Genomic DNA, 16,250 nt, shown 5'->3' on the forward strand with positions numbered 1-16,250 from the left:
ATCCGAGAAATCGAGATCTCGTCGCACCAGCACGACGATCGGATGTGCCCTGGTCGGCGTAAACTGTCGGGCCAATGTTCTGCGTGTCGCGAAACGCCTCTTGCGCGAGTTGCTGCAGGGCGGTCGATGACTTATCGAAGGCGATGCTGCGGGCGTCGCGCTGCGAGCCATTGCCACCCTAAGTTACGGTCGTGGTCTCGCCGGTTACGGGATCGATCGCCGACACCTGGCGCTGTTGTCCATCCTGGCTGCGATCTCCAAGCGAGGACAGATATTCAGAGACACCGCCAACGACGGAAAGCATGATGGCGTTGCCGTACCGTTCAACCCAGTGCGCATCGACACGGCCGCCCATGCCACCGCGGCCGAGCGCGTCTGCCCCGGGCGACTTGTGCGGCCTTCGCCGGCCGGTGTAGGCCGCAGCCCGATTTCATTAACGCTTGAGCCAGGTCGGATTTTCTTTATCTGTCTGGGAGAACGCCTTCGTCAGCTAATCGTCAGCCAGGCGGTCTATCTAGGCCTGCCGCGCTTCACCAGCCTGAACCCAATGCAAACGCAGGAGTGCGAATTATCATGTATGGTCGAATTGGTGCCTCGTTCGATGTCCGATCCAGTGGCGAAGCTGACGAAGCGAATCAGTCGGGAGCCACCGGGCAAACGAGCCAAAGATTCGCGAACATGTTTGCCCGGATGCATTTAGCCGGAGTGGTTCTACCGGCAGTTCATCTTCGGCGTAAGTGGACCAAGAACGGTGCCGGTGAATGGCAGCGTGCAATCAAACCTTCGCTCTGTCTCTACAAAACTGAGGACAGCGCGTGCGGCGTGATGCGATCGCGTGCCAGTCTCGGCCGATCTTGGGCTGCTGCTGGCGTGTACTTTGGCCAGGATGTAGGCCACGCCGTCGTGGGGCCGGGCTGACCATGACGGTTGACGAAAACATGCCGCGGGTTCCTCAGACCTCATGTCATCCGCCATCTGGGCGATTGCACTTATGGGGCAAAGCCCTGATACACCACGGCTGAGCGACATCAGCCCGCAACATCATAAGCAGCGATTCTCGCCTTTATCGGAGATGGAACATGACGGGCATTGGCCGATCTGGCAGATCGCGCATTGGGGATGCTGGAGCCGGATCGAGCAGTTCACGCTCGCACTCAAGTCTAGCCCCTGGGGAAGGCAGTCAATCGTTCGATTCGGTCGTGGAGCGGATGCGCTCTGTGGATCTAGATAGAGGGACGTCCTCCGCTCGCATTGCGCGCGGCGCCGACGATGCCCTTGGCGACAGGTCTTCCGGTGCCTCCGTCGGCGCAGATCGAGTCCTGGGCGCTGCGCCACGTGCAGCCGCTGCGCCACGTGCAGTCACTGCGCGGCGGCGCGGTTCTCCCTCAGTGTCGGAGGGTGGAGACACGGCGCCGGTCGCCAGCCAGTCGCCAACTTCGGGTGTGGCGGTCCCCATCTCCTTGACAGGCGAAGAAATCAACGCAGCCAAGCAACGAATGCACGGCCTGATTGAGGAACTGGACGCTTGCCGCAATGCGGCCGCGCAAGCCCGGAACTCGGAGGAGGGGCAAGAGCTGGCCGATCGGTTCGTCAAGGCAGGCTCAACAGTTCTGGACTACTACGCGAGCCTGCCGCCGGCTGTGGCGCGGAGCATTCTGTCCCACGATGAGGCGCGTGAATACCGCTACGCCGTGCTCGATGCGGCGGACCAATGCAACCAACTGGCCTTAGAGACTATTTTCCCCTTGGAAGAGCGCAGGAAGCGTACGGCAGCCCTGCTCAAGCGGACGCTCCAATCCAACGCTACCCCCGACCAGCTGAGCCGAGTGGCTTCCAGTGTGGCGAAGGACCATGTGGCTTGCATGGAGTGGTGGGAAAAAAAAGCACGGCGCTGCGAATGGACGCGCTCCGCCTGCGCCGCCACTGTCAACATACCAGGTACAGCGGCAGAGATGCGGCGGGACGACGAGGCGACGCTGCGGCTGCACACCGGCTGGGCGCTGTACACGACGTGCATGCAGCTGGAATCGCGTGTCGCTCTCGCAAAGGTCGAGATTGAGCCGCTGGCGAGCACGTTTGGGGCAGACGTGAGAGAAACCCTCATGGGTGAGAACGGGCGGGTGCGTCTGCTGGGAACCTTTATCGCCGACGTTTTTCCGGCATTTATCTCCACGTCCGAGGCTGTTCTTCGCCGCGAAGGGCGCCCACTCGACGCAGAGCACTGCGCTGTTCTGGAAGGAGTCATGGAGCGACTTTCGGAATTTGGATCGGCGTTGCAAGACATGCTTGCCAAGCTAGGCAATGACCCAACAGGTGCCGGCCTCCCACTGGACCTGTTGTGCCATATCATGGACGACGCGTGGATCACTGCGCACGATGTCATGCGCCTCCTGGCACTGCAGCCGAAGACGCCCGCCATCATTGCAACGCCGGCCGACGCGGGCGCTACGATAACGGCCGACACTGCCGGCAAAGCTGAAATGGCCGAAGGCACCGCACGCCGCAGGAAAGGGAAAGGCAAGAGCAAGCCGGCCGCGGGCGCCGAGACTTTGGCCGCCGGGCGGCCGGCGCCGCAAGTTGCTGCGAACGACGACGACGCAGCGCCCGCAGCCAAGGTTCTCGTGCGCTCGGATCTGGGTACGAAGAAGCTCGTGAGCGCGAATGAGGCGCATGCGAGTGCGGCGGCGGCGGCGGCGCACTTGGCAGTCTGGCAGGCACCGCCGTCGATGCAGTCGTTGACGCCACTGCTCAAGCGGTTGGACGAACTTTTGCAGTTCGATCTGGCTGGTCAGCAAAGGACCGTCTCGCAAGCGCGCCAGATGAAACCCGAGGACGCCGATCACGTAGTGGGCATCGTGGTCGAGCGCCTGCAGACGCAGGCCGCCGAGATGCAGGCCTGTCTGGACGCGTTGGAAGAGCCTCGTCGACGCGGCCTGCTCACGTCTGCGCATGTGCGCGAAGTGCACGAGAAAACAGTCCGGCTCAAGGTGATGTTGTCCGAGGCGCGGGGAGTGGCCAACGATGTGAACAAGCGAAAGGCCACTATTACGATCGATTGCATGAAAACCTACGCATTTCCGTCGCAGAAGTACCTGGAAAACTTGCGGGAGGCCAAGGAGTTGACGCCTGCGGATCTACCGCGCGCGTTGAAGGGCGAGCCAGGGGAACTGTTCGAGATCAGGCTGCAACCCAAGGCGCTGCGCAATGGTGCAATGCCGAATCCGATGTGGGTGCACATCCATACGAACCGGCCGGTAGGTGCGGCGCAGTTGGCAACGCTGGATGATGCCTCCTTCGCCGCTTGCCACGTCAAATCCAATGAACAGCGCGGCTACAATCGGCAGTGGCAGGACGCCCGGGCTGCGATCGGTCACATAAACGTCGTAATCCACCGCGGCAAGCTCACCCCTGCGTTCTGTAAGTCCTTGTTGACCGCAGGGCTTAGCGGCCAACCACGCCATCCGCTTGCTGAGGCGGAGCACCGGTCGACGCAGACTGCTCGGCATGGGATGTAGTCGGGGCCTCGCAGTAGAGTGCCGCTTGTGGCCATTTCGGGTTGCTTCCGAACGCGGAACAGCGGATAGTGAGCTACGACATTCGCGGTGAGCGCTACACGGCCGTGGGGCCGGCAGGGCCCTATGACGTTCCGCTTATCCATCGCCCTCGACTTGGGCCGATGAGTGAAGCTGCGTTAGCGGCACCGGCAAGGGCTCCGTCGTCAGATTTTATCAAGGGCTTGGCACTCTGGTTGTTTTGGCGTCGACCCCGCACGAGCTGCGTGATGATGCTCATTATGCGCCGGTGTTTTCGAGCACATCCTCCGATGCTCAGATCGGGGCTTTGTATCCTACAGCCTCGTCCCACGACCGCAGCGGGCGGGTGCTCGGCGCAAGGCAATGGCTAGGCGACGAACATATCCAGAGGGATTACGAGCTCCTGGAGCAGGAGTTGCAGGGGAACAATCCAGATCTCGCCGCCCGGACGCGGTTCGTGGATCCCCTAGTAGCCAATTATCATCTGCGCTTGGGCCCCGAGAGCGTCACGCTAAGCGCATTCCAGCGCATCGTCCACAATCAGAACGGTAACGACACAGCCGACTTCCTGTTCGTGCCTGTGAACGATGCCAGTGCTACGGATCCTAATCGCCGCGGCAGCCATTGGTCGCTGCTGTTCGTTGATCGCAGCGACCGGGAACGGCCGGTTGCCTATCATTATGACTCCTTCGGGGGATACAATGACAAGCTTGCAGAAGAGCTCGCAGCAAGGCTGGGCGCCAGGCTGCAGTCACCCGGCATGGCCCAGCAGTGGAACGGTTGGGATTGCGGAGTCTTCGTGGTGGACGGCACGCGGGCGCTGGTTAGGGGATTGCAAAGATGGCAGCCAGACCTGCTGAACCTCGACAACCTCGTCGTCAATCGGCAGGCACTACAAACCCGACTCAGGGGCTGATGTCGGCTTCTGTCGATAGAGCTGGCTGGAGCGGCTTCTGGCCGACACCAAGCCAACCGTGTGTGCGGGTGACCTGAAGGAGGGGATCAGGGCGACGATGACCTCCCTCGCTTTGCGGATCGTCCGGCTCGCCGGTCGAGATGCGCCCTCGACAAATCTGTTGGCAAGCTGGCTAGAAACAAGTCGATCGGAGGACCGAAGTAATGGAATGGCTCTTCAGGCCGTCCTTCGATACGCGTCAGATCCGCACGCGGCGTGCCGATACGACCGAATTCCGATCTAACGCGCGCGTTTCGCGGGATCGTGAGCGCGGATTTCAGGGGAGCGTGAGCAAGGTTTTCGGAGCCTTGCAGCGCTTCGGCCGACGCTCAACCGGCTTAGAGACGACCTCGTGCTCAACGAGGAAGCCCAATCCCTGGGCGCGGGCGGTGATGGCGCTGCCTGGGTCGCCGAAACAAGACAGCTGCTGGAGTCAACCCGGCTGAAGGCCATGTGGCTGATGCACCAGTCTCACAAGGGCTTGTCCTCGATACGGCTCGCCGAGATTCTTGGAGTGAGCCAACCGACGGGCGCTGTACACGAAGTGCATGCAGCTGCAGTCGCGTGTCGCTGGTCGGATCGCCGCAACCGTGATTTTGCGACAGCGCCCTTTTTTCCGAGACTCGTCAGCTTGTCGAAAGCTGGCGGCTATAGCTTGAGCATGTGGATGCCTACACGGCGTCGCCGCCCGTCGACGAAAATGAGGACAAAGGCCGGAGTACCCTGATGGTCGCAGCAATTGGAAGTGGAGCTGGCAGCATAAGCCTTTCCTTGACCCGTACGGGGGGGCATGGACATTCGAATGGACAACCGCCGCACGCATCCGGCGGACCTTCTGATCATAACAGGCCGGCTGATCATAACGCGCCGGTTGGCAGGCGGGATCGGGCGGACATACCGACCAATTCTGGCGATGGCTCGCAAGTCGTGTCTGAACAAGAAGCCTTCCTACAGGTCCTCAGTTCCGTTGCGGTCACTATTATGAGCGATGTCATGGCTGATGCCGAGGACGCTATGGCAGAAACTGAAGAGGATACCTGACGCTGGATGGTCCTCGTCAGGAGGTAGCGTGCCGTTGATGACGGCACAAGTCGAACAGAAAGGGAAACAATATGTCCGCCATAGGTAACATTCTTCGTGGCGCTCCTAGCGCGGCTAGTACTGCGGCTTCGCTTGGTGGAAGCGCAGTTGCCAGCGGCGCTGGGGCTGCTGCGTTCCAGGCGCAAATCGCGGAGCTAGCGAGGGTCAGCGCGGAGACTACGGCTAGGAGTATGCTGCTGCGCAACGTTCAGATGCAGCTCCAGACAGTCAAGAAGGCGGCCGACGAACGCGTCCAGTAATGTCGGAAGCGGAGCTCAGGTAGCCTCGATCGCGCCCTTGGTGGCGCGATGTGGAACCGAAATGAGCCGCACGGTGGTGGCCGTGCGGCTTCTCTCCTAGGTCAGAAGATCATCCGTGAATGACGTTGTTTCCCTTCATTTCGAAGTTCTGTCGGGGCTCTATTGCGGACTGACCGGTAAGATAGCTCTAGAAACGAGTTTAATCGGCAGTGGCCTCGATGCCGATATGATCTTCGTGGAGCAAGGACTAGCGCCGCATCATCTTCGTATCACTCCTCTTGGCAATTCGATCGAGGTCGAGGCCCTTGCAGCCGGATTCGGCGTGGAGGGCAACGGGAATATAGCCGCAGGCGAGCGCGTTGTGGTTCCTCTTCCTGTCGTCATTCATGTAGGCGCGATGTCCATTCTCTGGTCGGTACAGGGTGTGTCGCCAGCTGGTTCGATCGGCACACCACGCCTCTCGATCCCTGTACTAGCCTTCCTGCTACTCGGCTCTCTCGGGATCGGCGCGCTCTCGGCCATTTTCTCCTACTCCGGCAACGCTGGTGCATTGAGCGCCAATTCACCTGATGCCGAACGTGAGTCCAAGCTGACCAATGACCGCGCTGACGATCAGACTACCGTGGCAGCCGCCAAAGACCTGCAAGACGAAGTCGATAAAGCGGGCCTGCTCAATGTTAAGATCGGCTCCGCAAAGGGTGTTGTGACCGCTCAGGGCACCGTCACCTCTGCATCGGCCACCAGTTGGCAGAACGCTCAGCAGTCGTTCGATCATCGCACGAAGGGCGCTGTAACACTGGTCAATAGAGTGGTCATCAAAGAGGAGAAGGCGCCATCCGCAATCGCGGTTGAAGCGGTTTGGCGTGGATCCTCGCCGTATGTTGTCATCGATGGCGAGAAGTATTTCGTCGGCGCCCTTTTGGATGATGGATGGACGGTCGATCGGATCGAGGACGGCCGCGTGTTGCTGAGCCGAGATGGCCGCCTTGCTGTTCTCCCTTATTAAAAGCTTCCAAGTTCGCAGGCCATAGTAAGGAGAACTCCATGGTCAATCTGCCCACCTATCCTGTCGCGCGCTATTATTCGGCGGTGCGTGGAGGCATTGTCGTCCTGCGGAACGAGTTACGGCGGGTGGTCCTGCTCCGGCAGAACCGGAACCAACTTGATCAAAGGCTAGCCAATGGTAGACCCGATCGAGCGCAACGTTTCAATGTGACCGCCGAACGTTTCTGAACCGGTTATGTTGTGCTGATCCCCGAGCAGATCCGCGAACTCTCTGCGCCCTTTCCTCCGTCCACCTTGCGTGTGGGCAGAGCGCACGAAACTTGCCCTGACGGTCCGGGACAGACTGGATACACCCCATGGTCACCCGTCGTCCCGTCTGTCCCTCAGGCTCAAGCGTAGCCATGCGCTGGTGGGTCTTCGAAAGCTGCAGAGCAGCAGAGCAATTCTCACACGATCCCAAAGGCGCCTCCATGGCCAACGTCCTACGTAACTTCATGAAGCGCGCGCCGGCCAACCCGGACTTAATGGTCGCGTTGATGCTGCTTCTGGCCATAGCTATGATGGTCATGCCAATGCCGATCACGGTGATCGACGCGCTGATCGGATTCAATATGGGATTGGCCCTACTGCTGCTGATGGTTGCCCTGTATATCAGCACGCCACTTGATTTTTCCTCTTTGCCCGGCGTCATTTTGATTTCCACGGTATTCCGTCTGGCGCTCACCATCGCAACGACGCGACTGATCCTGGCCGAGGGGGAGGCAGGCAGTATCATCCACACGTTCGGCGATTTCGTAATCTCAGGCAACATCGCCGTAGGTATTGTCATCTTTCTGGTCGTGACCATGGTGCAATTCATGGTCCTCGCGAAAGGTGCCGAACGCGTAGCAGAAGTGGCGGCGCGCTTCACGCTCGACGCTCTGCCGGGCAAGCAAATGGCGGTCGACGCAGAGTTACGGAACGGCCACATCGATGCCAACGAATCTCGCAGCCGGCGCGCCGCATTGGAGAAGGAAAGCCAACTTTATGGCGCGATGGATGGCGCCATGAAGTTTGTGAAGGGCGACGCCATCGCCGGGCTGGTGGTTATCTGCATCAACATGCTGGGTGGGATTTCGATCGGCCTGCTCTCGAAGGGCATGTCCTTCGGCGAGGTGCTGCATCACTATACTTTGCTGACCATAGGTGATGCGCTAATCTCGCAGATTCCGGCCCTGCTGCTCTCAATTACCGCAGCGACCATCGTGACTCGTGTAACTGGGGTTGCGAGCCTTAACCTTGGTACCGACATAGTCAATCAACTCACAGCCAGTAAGCGAGCATTGCGGCTGGCGGCCTGCGTCTTGCTTGCGATGGGGTTCGTTCCCGGCTTCCCTCTGCCCGTCTTTCTGATCTTGGCGGCAGTCTTCGCCACGGCAAGCCTTGACAAGGGTAATGTGCTGGGCGCCGGCAATGTCGATGCTACAACTGCAGCTCCAGTGGAGCTGCAAAACCAAACCGTGCCTGCGGAGGCATGTCCGATCGCCTTCTTCCTTGCGCCGACCCTTATGCATGCGATCGACCAGGTCGAATTGCAACAGCACATTGCACGCGTTTCGCAACTAGTCTCAGCAGATCTCGGCATTATCGTTCCCCGCATCCCTGTGGGGGTCGACCAGCAGCTGCCCGAGTCGCAATTCAGGATAGATGTCGAGGGCGTGCCAGTCGAACAGGATCTGATTAATCCGACACAGCTAACCCTCAAAGACGATCTGGCGGACATTGAATCGAGCGGCATCCCCTTTCGGCATGATGCAAACACGGACAGAATCTGGGTCGAACAAGGCCATGCACCGGCTCTCAAGGCCGCCAGCATCGGGCATCACCGTCCCAGCGAGCTCCTCGCGTTGCGTCTCCATGCGACGTTGACCCGCTATGCACCGCGCTTGGTCGGTATCCAAGAGACCCGCCAATTGCTGGGCCGAATGGAGCAGGAATATGCTGATCTGGTGAAGGAGGTGCTGCGCACGACGCCGATCCCTCGGATTGCCGATGTGCTGCGCCGTCTGTTGGATGAAGGTATCCCAATCCGCAATACCCGCCTCGTCTTGGAGGCATTGGCCGAATGGAGCGAACGTGAGCAAAACGTCGCCCTGCTCACCGAATACGTTCGTTCTGGTATGAAGCGGCAGATCTGTCACCGCTATGGAAACGGACACGGTATCGTGCCCGTCTTGGTCATCGAACGTGAGACTGAGGATGTGGTGCGCGGTGCGGTTCGCGATTCGGCTGCGGGCCCCTACCTCGTACTAGAGGATCGGCAAAGCGAAGCGTTGCTGTCACAGATTCGTCAGATCCTCTCCAGCACAGCACCGGGTCAGACCCGCCCTGTCGTATTAACTTCAATGGATATTCGACGCTTCGTCCGCGGTTTCCTCACCCGAAACGGGATTGATCTTGCTGTGCTGTCTTATCAGGACCTCGCCTCCGACTTCACTATTCAGCCCGCCGGATCCGTCAAGCTTCCGCCTGGACCAATAGTGGAACGTCAGCGGAACCTGGCGATGTCCGCGTTCCCGCCAACTGATAGCCAAAGCACTCGATGATAGTGAGAACCAAGCATGAATTCACATGAGAATACAGTCGCTGCGCCGATACTTTCATTTCGTCTGACCTCAATTCTCTTCGCAGTACTCGCCATTCTGCCTCTAGGCGGTTGCGCTACCTGGGATAAGCCAGTTCTTCCAGTGAAGGAGACGTCGCCCCCAGAGTTGCTCAGCGCCAATAACATCGATCCGGCTATGCGCGAACGCATCTTGCGCGCCGTCGGTCAGGATTCTCAAGAGCCGGCGTTGCGGGATGATCTGAAGCAGCATCCGGACAATGTCGATGCGGCGATCCGTCTTACGAATGCCTTGCTGGCGCAGGAACGCCCGCATGAGGCGCTTCAGGTACTCGACAACGTCTTAGTTGCGGTCCCAGGCAATTTGCGTGCATTGAATGCGAAGGGGGTTGTCTTGGACATTGAGGGGCGGCATGACGCGGCACAAGCGCTATACCGGCAAGCTCTCGAATCAGAGCCTGGGAATCAGATGTGGCACCACAATCTCAACCTGTCGCTTGCGCTTGACGGGAAGTCCGAACGGAATGAGTTGGCACAATCGCGATGACGCATAGCGGGAACGATGCGCGCGAGCTGCGACGACGGCCATTAGACCTATAAGAACCAAACACAGCAGGTTTGCATTGATAACGATGAGAGTGGCATCTGATCCCCTGTACCATTCGAAGTCCATATGGACCGCGAAATCGAAACAGGCCGACAGACGGAGCGATGCAGCAGCAACGATGAGACCGCGATGTGCCACCATGGCGCGGTCGACACGCGCCTCGTCCAGTACGTCAGGACCGGTGCGGCCAAGATTCAGCACACTCCTAAACGCTTATGCGACAAACAACAAGAGAACGGCAGCGTCGGTCAGCTCCGGCATGGTCGCTGACCCGCCAAGTCTTGAGCGAGAATACGTTGAAATTGCGCCCCCGTGTGAGGCCCGAGGCGTCATAGATGCGTATTCCGACGAAGCCGGCCATCGATTCCGATTTGAAGCCGGCCGGTCATTCCGATTTCAATCCGGCCGGTGTTCCGATTTGAAGCCGGCCATTTTTCGGACTGATCCTGGGTCTCGTTGATGTTTGGATTGGGTTTCGTTTCAGGTCAAGCTTGAGCTGTTTCAGACGCTCTTGGCGAGCGCTGTTTTCGCATGCTTTCACCGGTGAGATCGATGCGATAGGCGTTGTGAACGAGGCGGTCCAGGATGGCATCGGCCAGAGTTGGGTTTGCAATGATCTCGTACCAGCGATCCAGAGGCAGCTGACTGGTGACGATTGTCGATCGGCGTTCGTAGCGGTCTTCAATGATCTCAAGCACATCACGCCGCTGGTCATCATTGAGTTTTTCCGGTCCCCAGTCATCGAGAATGAGAAGGTCGGTTTTGGCAAGTTGCTTGAGGATCCGGCCATAACGTCCGTCGCCTCTGGCAAGGGCAAGAGTTGCAAACAGCCTGGGAACGCGGTGATAGGCGACGGAGAAGTCTTCGCGGCAGGCCTTGTGGCCGAGAGCGCAGGCCAGCCAGCTCTTGCCCACGCCCGCCGGCCCGGTGATGAGAAGACTGTGATGCTTTCTGATCCAGTCGCAGCCGGCGAGCGCCATGAACAGATTGCGGTCAAGACCGCGTGCGGCACGGAAGTCGGCATTCTCGATCTGTGCGTCATGGCGCAGCTTTGCAGCCCTGGCGCGGGCTTCGAAACGCTTCTGGCGGCGCATGGTAGCCTCGCGCTCAAGCAGCATGGCAAGCCATTCGCCATGCTCGAGGCCGCGTGCTTCGGATTGTGCGTCGAGCTCCTGGAAGGCGGTGGCCATGCCATGAAGGCCGAGTTCGCGCAGCATGTCGATGGTGGGATGGATAAGCATTGGTGTGTCTCCTCAATGAAAGTAATCAGGGCCACGCAGATTGGCGTGATCGACGATGGCGGTCGGTTCGGTGGAATGCCTTGCGGCCTTGTGATTGGCGATAAGCGAGGCAATGCTCTTGCAGTTCAGGCCACCGATCTCGACAGCGCGGGCTGGCACAGCTTCGGCGCGATCGCGTGTGACATCGCGAAACAGGCGCAGGACACCCAGGCATGTTCGAAAGCCTTGTTCAGGATGTGGGCGGCTGGCGAGGATTGCGACAATCAAGCCTTCCGTCTCGGGGCCGACGGATGCGGCCCAGCGACGGAAGCGATCTGGCGTCCACTCGGCATAGCGCCGGTGGGAGCTGGGCATGTGATCCGGATCGGTTCCATGGCGAGGACCGCCATAGCGGCGCTGATGCACCGCGACGCGCTTGCCGCGGTGGAAGATCTCGATGGTGCGTGCCGTTGCTCTCAGATCGACCTGCTGGCGAATGAGGCTGTGCGGCACGGAATAAAAGAAGGTCTTGAACTCGACGTGGTAATCCGTCGAGACGCGGGCCAAACGCCATTCGGCAAACTCGTAATCCTCCAGTGGAAGACTGGCCAAAGCCGGGCGCTCGACACTCTCGAACAGCTGCCGGCGACTGACGCCCAGCCGGCGCATGACGTGATCATTGATGCGATCGAGTGCCTGGCGAATGGCGGCATTGGCCTCGGCCAGCGAGAAGAAGGTCTGATTGCGCATCCGCCCCAGAATGCATGATTGGGCGAAGCGGACGCCGTTCTCGACTTTGGATTTGTCCTTCGGCCGTCGCGGCCGTGCCGGCAGGACACCGACACCATAGTGGGATGCCATCATGCCGTAGCTGCGGTTGATCTCGGGATCGTAGAAACTGGCGCGGCTGACGCCAGACTTCAAATTGTCGGGAACGACCAACCGGGGAACGCCTCCGAAGAAACGAAACATCCGAACATGCGAGCCGATCCAGTCGGGAAGTGTTTGTGTCCATGTTGCTTCAGCATAGGTGAAGCTGGATGCGCCGAGCACTGCCACGAAGATCTCTGCCTCGCGGATCTCACCGGTCTTGCGATCAACAATCGGGATCTTCTTGCCGGAATAGTCGACGAAGACCTTGTCGCCGGCCGCATGCTCCTGGCGCATCGTCGGCGAAAGCCGCTGCTCGAAACTGCGAAAGAGTTCGCAGAAGCGACTGTAGCCGTATCCTTCGGGATGCGACCCACGATACTCCTCCCAGAGGATGAGCAAGGTGACACCGGGCTTCTTGAGCTCGACGGCAAGATCGGCCCAGTTTGGTTCTGTGCGTCTTCTCGTGCCCTGTTTGACGCCGTTGCGAGTGAAGAGTTTGTTCTCGAGCGCATCGTCGGTCAGTTCGCCCGGCAAGGGCCAGCTCAATCCAACCGCCGCTGCGCGCTGCAGATTATCCTGCACCGTGCTGCGCGCTATTCCCAAGACGACGGCAATCTCGCGGGAGCTGGTCCCGCTTCCGGCAAGCCGCAGCATTTGTCGTAACTGTCTCATGGTCAGCCTTCTCTTTGCCGGCATCAAAATCTCCCCGTTCATCGCGGGGCATTTGATGCCAAAGTTGCTGACCCAGGAGGTAATGTTCAGTGCCGAAAACTGGCCGACTTTTGATTGGAATGGTGGCCGGCTTCAAATCGGAATGGTGGCCGGTCTTTGATCGGAATGGCGGCCGGCTTCACGTCGGAATCCGCAGTCATAGACAATAAGTTGTGTCTCGCACATCGGCCGGACATAGTGGGCGAGGGGATCTCCCGAAGCTTGTTCAAAATCTGAAGGAGCGACGTTGCGCGATATATCATATTGCGCAGCCCTCGATGCCGGGGCAACGATCTTTGCGGCTGGGCTGTCCTGATGGGCGATCAGTGCAGCCCCGCAGGATCGGCAACTGCTTGTGAGCCTTGAGCTTGCGGAACCCCTTGGCTGTCTCGACCATGCCGGCTGCGACCCATCTGAGGGCCATCTTGCCATTGCGCCACCGCTCGAGGCGGGCAACGCCGCTCCTTCAGATTGACCTGGACATCCCCGGGGGGCGACCCAGCTTTGCCAGCGGATGATCCGGTTGCGGCGACGGGGAACCATTGCGGTATGACCAATCCGCTCGAGGGATCGGATCGGGGCTTCCGCCATCTGCCCCGTAAGCCCAGCAGCGTGAGGGGAGGCCAAGGCGACGCCGAAGCGAAATTCCACGCCCATGGCCGAAAGCCTGTCATGAAGCGCAGCCATTGCCTGGCGCGGGTCGAGATGGGCTTCGCTGCGCAAGAGCGAGCCGCGGCGGAAGGCCGGCGAGGTCGGGCTCCAGCAGCGCGATTTCGTCTTTCTCGACACCCCGACAGGTGCGGCTGGCGAACCGGTTGAGCTCGCTCGCATCGCGCGGCGCGGCCACGATCAGCGTTCCGGTCCGCGTCACCTGCCCGGGGCGTTACCGCCTCCCACCAGTCGGCGGCCTCGCGTCCGAGATCCAGCACCGGCTGCTCGGCAGTTAACCGACGCCCGCAGCAACATAGGAGCAACCAGACGCACAATCGGGAACGTGGTAGCCAACCTGCGGATCAGAGAAGCTCGATCACCGACGTCTTTCAGTTCCGCCTCCACGCATGTGCGACCATCAAGATGAGCACGCCGATCCGCCGATCGGGCGACCACCTGCGGCCCAAATCTTGAATGCTGACATCAGAGCGTCTCAGGCCACAGCCTTGAGGTCCTGCTTGGTAATGTAGACCCGCCCAGAGCAGGGGGGGTGTCGATCTGGCTGTTCGGGTGGCGGTTGACCATCCTTGCGAACACGTCGGCTAGGTAGCCGAGCGACTCGGCATCAGCTTGCACGTCTCGATCGGCTCGATCTGGGTCTTTGGCGACGACGCGTCAAAGCGTCAAAGCGTTCACTGACTCCGGCATCAAAAACTGATCGAGTCTAGGCAGTTCGTAGGGAAAACCCTTGCGCTGCTCAGGCGGTAGCTGCTCCGCCTGAGGCTGCGCCGAATGGATGCTGCTCGTTGCGTGCACTACCGTTTCCGACGAGCCCTTTCGCGGCCCGCATCTTCGCGACAATCTCCCACGAGAGTCCGGTCACATAAAGTCATCCTCGTACGAGTATCTGGGTGAAGTTGGTGCGCTCCCGGCATCACTGCTCTCGCTATCCTCAGTTTTGCAGAGATAAAGCGGCGGTTTGTCTGCACGCTGCCATTCACCGGCACTGTTCGTCCACTTTTCGGGATGCTGGGTAGGGTCAAGGACCATGTCGCAATGATCCACTTCAACAAACCCCATCGTTACTGCGCGGGCTTGTGCTTCTGGATTAGCCGCACGCCAATTCAGCAACGGTCTTTCGCCGTCCATCCGAAGTTGATGCTCCAGCAGAATATCGCCTGCATTCTCGACGAGCGGATGAGCGACCTGTAGATCCACTATGGAGGTGATCTCAGTTCGACCAGGAAATTGTTGCCGCCAACTTTCGGATTCGAACTCAGTCATGCTGAATCCGCCTTCCGTTCTCATTACTCCGGCACTCTGGTCTCCTAATTGGTAGCTGAAATAACGCGCGTGCTCCGTATCTCGACGCATGCCGTATTGCTTAGCAACGTCCGCAGTGCGTCTGGCTCGTGAGGATACGAATTCCGAGTACTCTTGTGGATTGTCGGCGATGTGCATGATTTTATCGCCATGAAATTGCCTCACCTCCCTCCTGAAAGTAGACCTGTCGATCTCCACCACCGGAGGTCTGGAGCGGAGGGAATACGCCGCTGTTGCCGCCGAAGATGAGCTGCCGGTGGAACCTCCGCCGGCTAAGTGCATCCGGGCAAACAGGTTCGCGAACCTTTCGCTTCCTGCATCCGTTTGCCCAGCGGCTCCCGACTGATTCGTTTCGTTAACTTCGCCACTGCGCGTGTAGTGGATATCGGACGAGCCACCAATTCGACCATACATGATAATTCGCACTCCTGGGTTTCGCATTTGAGCTCAGGCTGGTTAGGCGCAGCAGGCCTAGATGGACCACCTGGCTGACGATTAGCTGACGAAGACGTTCTCCCGGACTCACAAAAGAAAACCCGAACTGGTTTGAGCGTCAGCGATTGATGAACTCGGGCTGCGGACTACACCGGCCGGCAAAGCCGCGGGACAGGCCGTTTGAACTTGCGGGGTCTTGCCAGCACTTTTGGCTCCAAGGGAACAGTTGCATAGAAGCAGGCCATGGCAGTGCTTGTTCCGAGCTCGCCAGCGCCTCGTCAATCAGCACACCGATCTGGTGAATGCATGGCGTGCCATTCTCTACGATACGGCCACGTCGTCGCGCAAGGCATCCACCACCTCACTCGCATTAAGAGGACCGTCGAGAATCAAGAGCAATCTGCCCGAGCTAGCCACGAATGCGAGGACCTTATCGGCCAGATTGCATGGAAGACGGAGCGGATCGAGGCCAAGACGGTGCAGCTCACGAAGCTAGCGACAGAGAGCGAAACAGTGCGGCGGCTGCAGACCATGGGAGTTGGCCCGCTGACCGCGGTGGCGGTTGAAGCATTCGCACCCGACATGGCCAGCTTGAACGCGGCCGGGACTTCGCGGCTTGGCTAGGCCTTGTCCCACGGCAGCATTCCTCGGGAGGTAGGGAACGCCTAGGGCGGCGTTCGAAGCAGGGACAAGCCGACCTTCCCCAATTGCTCATCATCGGGGCCATGTCACGTTTGAACTGGGAGGTCGCAGATCGATCTCCAGGGGATCTTGGCGGCGCATACGCTGGCGGGAAAGCCGCGAATGCTCGTGGCGATCGCCCTGGCGAACAAGATGGCGCGAGGCGACGAACCGAATGGGCGCAACCATAGGACAGATCTGGATCAGGAAAACCAGTTGGAGCCCAAGAGCCACTGCGCTGGTGTTGAGATTTGGACCTGATCTGCAGATCACCATACCGGCCAGCTGCTTCTGGAAATGCCGCACGTGAAGGC

The 16,250-nt window shown here is 59.6% G+C and carries 10 protein-coding genes and 3 pseudogenes; 8 read left to right on the forward strand and 5 right to left on the reverse strand.

Annotated elements, in window-relative coordinates; genetic code table 11:
- Positions 1–178: 178 nt before the first annotated feature.
- Positions 179–379, reverse strand: a pseudogene (locus NKH05_RS27960) (TrbI/VirB10 family protein); the annotation flags it as partial.
- A 700-nt stretch (positions 380–1,079) separates the two neighbouring features.
- Between NKH05_RS27960 and NKH05_RS27965 the strand changes: the two are divergent.
- From NKH05_RS27965 to NKH05_RS27990, 6 genes are all read left to right on the forward strand, one after another.
- Complete coding sequence (locus tag NKH05_RS27965; protein ID WP_502913277.1) at positions 1,080–3,515, forward strand: T3SS effector XopP-like protein; 2,436 nt, start codon at positions 1,080–1,082, stop codon at positions 3,513–3,515.
- A 238-nt stretch (positions 3,516–3,753) separates the two neighbouring features.
- Positions 3,754–4,449: a Ulp1 family isopeptidase gene (locus NKH05_RS27970; RefSeq protein ID WP_502913278.1), complete on the forward strand. Its 696-nt coding sequence runs from the start codon at positions 3,754–3,756 to the stop codon at positions 4,447–4,449.
- 1,494 nt (positions 4,450–5,943) lie between these two features.
- A complete protein-coding gene (locus NKH05_RS27975; RefSeq protein ID WP_353026569.1) occupies positions 5,944–6,834 on the forward strand; it encodes a SctD/MshK family protein in 891 nt (296 codons plus the stop codon).
- 38 nt (positions 6,835–6,872) lie between these two features.
- Positions 6,873–7,061 carry a hypothetical protein gene (locus tag NKH05_RS27980; protein ID WP_353026571.1) on the forward strand — a complete coding sequence of 63 codons (189 nt, stop codon included), beginning with the start codon at positions 6,873–6,875 and terminating at the stop codon, positions 7,059–7,061.
- A gap of 242 nt (positions 7,062–7,303) precedes the next feature.
- Positions 7,304–9,418, forward strand: coding sequence for a type III secretion system export apparatus subunit SctV (sctV, locus tag NKH05_RS27985; protein WP_353026573.1), 2,115 nt, complete (start codon positions 7,304–7,306; stop codon positions 9,416–9,418).
- Between the two features lie 15 nt (positions 9,419–9,433).
- Positions 9,434–9,982, forward strand: coding sequence for a tetratricopeptide repeat protein (locus NKH05_RS27990; RefSeq protein WP_353026575.1), 549 nt, complete (start codon positions 9,434–9,436; stop codon positions 9,980–9,982).
- 545 nt (positions 9,983–10,527) lie between these two features.
- On the opposite strand, the gene istB is transcribed toward NKH05_RS27990, so the two are convergent.
- Together istB and istA are read right to left on the reverse strand one after the other, a co-directional pair.
- Positions 10,528–11,283 (reverse strand): IS21-like element helper ATPase IstB, encoded by a 756-nt coding sequence (istB, locus tag NKH05_RS27995; RefSeq protein WP_125007203.1) that lies wholly within the window; start codon positions 11,281–11,283, stop codon positions 10,528–10,530.
- Between the two features lie 12 nt (positions 11,284–11,295).
- On the reverse strand, positions 11,296–12,807 hold the full coding sequence (gene istA / locus NKH05_RS28000) for an IS21 family transposase (protein ID WP_502913279.1): 1,512 nt from the start codon (positions 12,805–12,807) through the stop codon (positions 11,296–11,298).
- Here istA and NKH05_RS28005 point away from each other — a divergent pair.
- A complete protein-coding gene (locus tag NKH05_RS28005; RefSeq protein ID WP_189556919.1) occupies positions 12,806–12,967 on the forward strand; it encodes a hypothetical protein in 162 nt (53 codons plus the stop codon). The two genes, istA and NKH05_RS28005, sit on opposite strands and share 2 nt — an antisense overlap.
- A 179-nt stretch (positions 12,968–13,146) precedes the next feature.
- Here the strand turns inward: NKH05_RS28005 and NKH05_RS28010 are convergent.
- Positions 13,147–13,294 (reverse strand): annotated as a pseudogene (locus tag NKH05_RS28010) (IS256 family transposase); the annotation flags it as partial.
- 1,082 nt (positions 13,295–14,376) lie between these two features.
- Positions 14,377–15,234: an Effector protein NopP gene (locus tag NKH05_RS28015; RefSeq protein ID WP_353026579.1), complete on the reverse strand. Its 858-nt coding sequence runs from the start codon at positions 15,232–15,234 to the stop codon at positions 14,377–14,379.
- Positions 15,235–15,508: 274 nt separating this feature from the next.
- Here NKH05_RS28015 and NKH05_RS33220 point away from each other — a divergent pair.
- A pseudogene (locus NKH05_RS33220) lies at positions 15,509–16,098 on the forward strand (transposase); the annotation flags it as partial.
- Positions 16,099–16,250 lie beyond the last annotated feature (152 nt).

Origin of the sequence: Mesorhizobium sp. M1399, assembly GCF_040317735.1 — a bacterium.
GTDB lineage: Bacteria > Pseudomonadota > Alphaproteobacteria > Rhizobiales > Rhizobiaceae > Mesorhizobium.

Excerpts from the sequence above, each read along its gene's own strand:
- NKH05_RS27965 (WP_502913277.1), top strand. The coding sequence starts at position 1,080 with ATGACGGGCATTGGCCGATCTGGCAGATCGCGCATTGGGGATGCTGGA.
- NKH05_RS27980 (WP_353026571.1), top strand. The coding sequence starts at position 6,873 with ATGGTCAATCTGCCCACCTATCCTGTCGCGCGCTATTATTCGGCGGTG.
- sctV (WP_353026573.1), top strand. The coding sequence starts at position 7,304 with ATGGCCAACGTCCTACGTAACTTCATGAAGCGCGCGCCGGCCAACCCG.
- NKH05_RS27990 (WP_353026575.1), top strand. The coding sequence starts at position 9,434 with ATGAATTCACATGAGAATACAGTCGCTGCGCCGATACTTTCATTTCGT.
- istB (WP_125007203.1), bottom strand. The coding sequence starts at position 11,283 with ATGCTTATCCATCCCACCATCGACATGCTGCGCGAACTCGGCCTTCAT.
- NKH05_RS28005 (WP_189556919.1), top strand. The coding sequence starts at position 12,806 with ATGGTCAGCCTTCTCTTTGCCGGCATCAAAATCTCCCCGTTCATCGCG.
- istA (WP_502913279.1), bottom strand. The coding sequence starts at position 12,807 with ATGAGACAGTTACGACAAATGCTGCGGCTTGCCGGAAGCGGGACCAGC.
- NKH05_RS28015 (WP_353026579.1), bottom strand. The coding sequence starts at position 15,234 with ATGTATGGTCGAATTGGTGGCTCGTCCGATATCCACTACACGCGCAGT.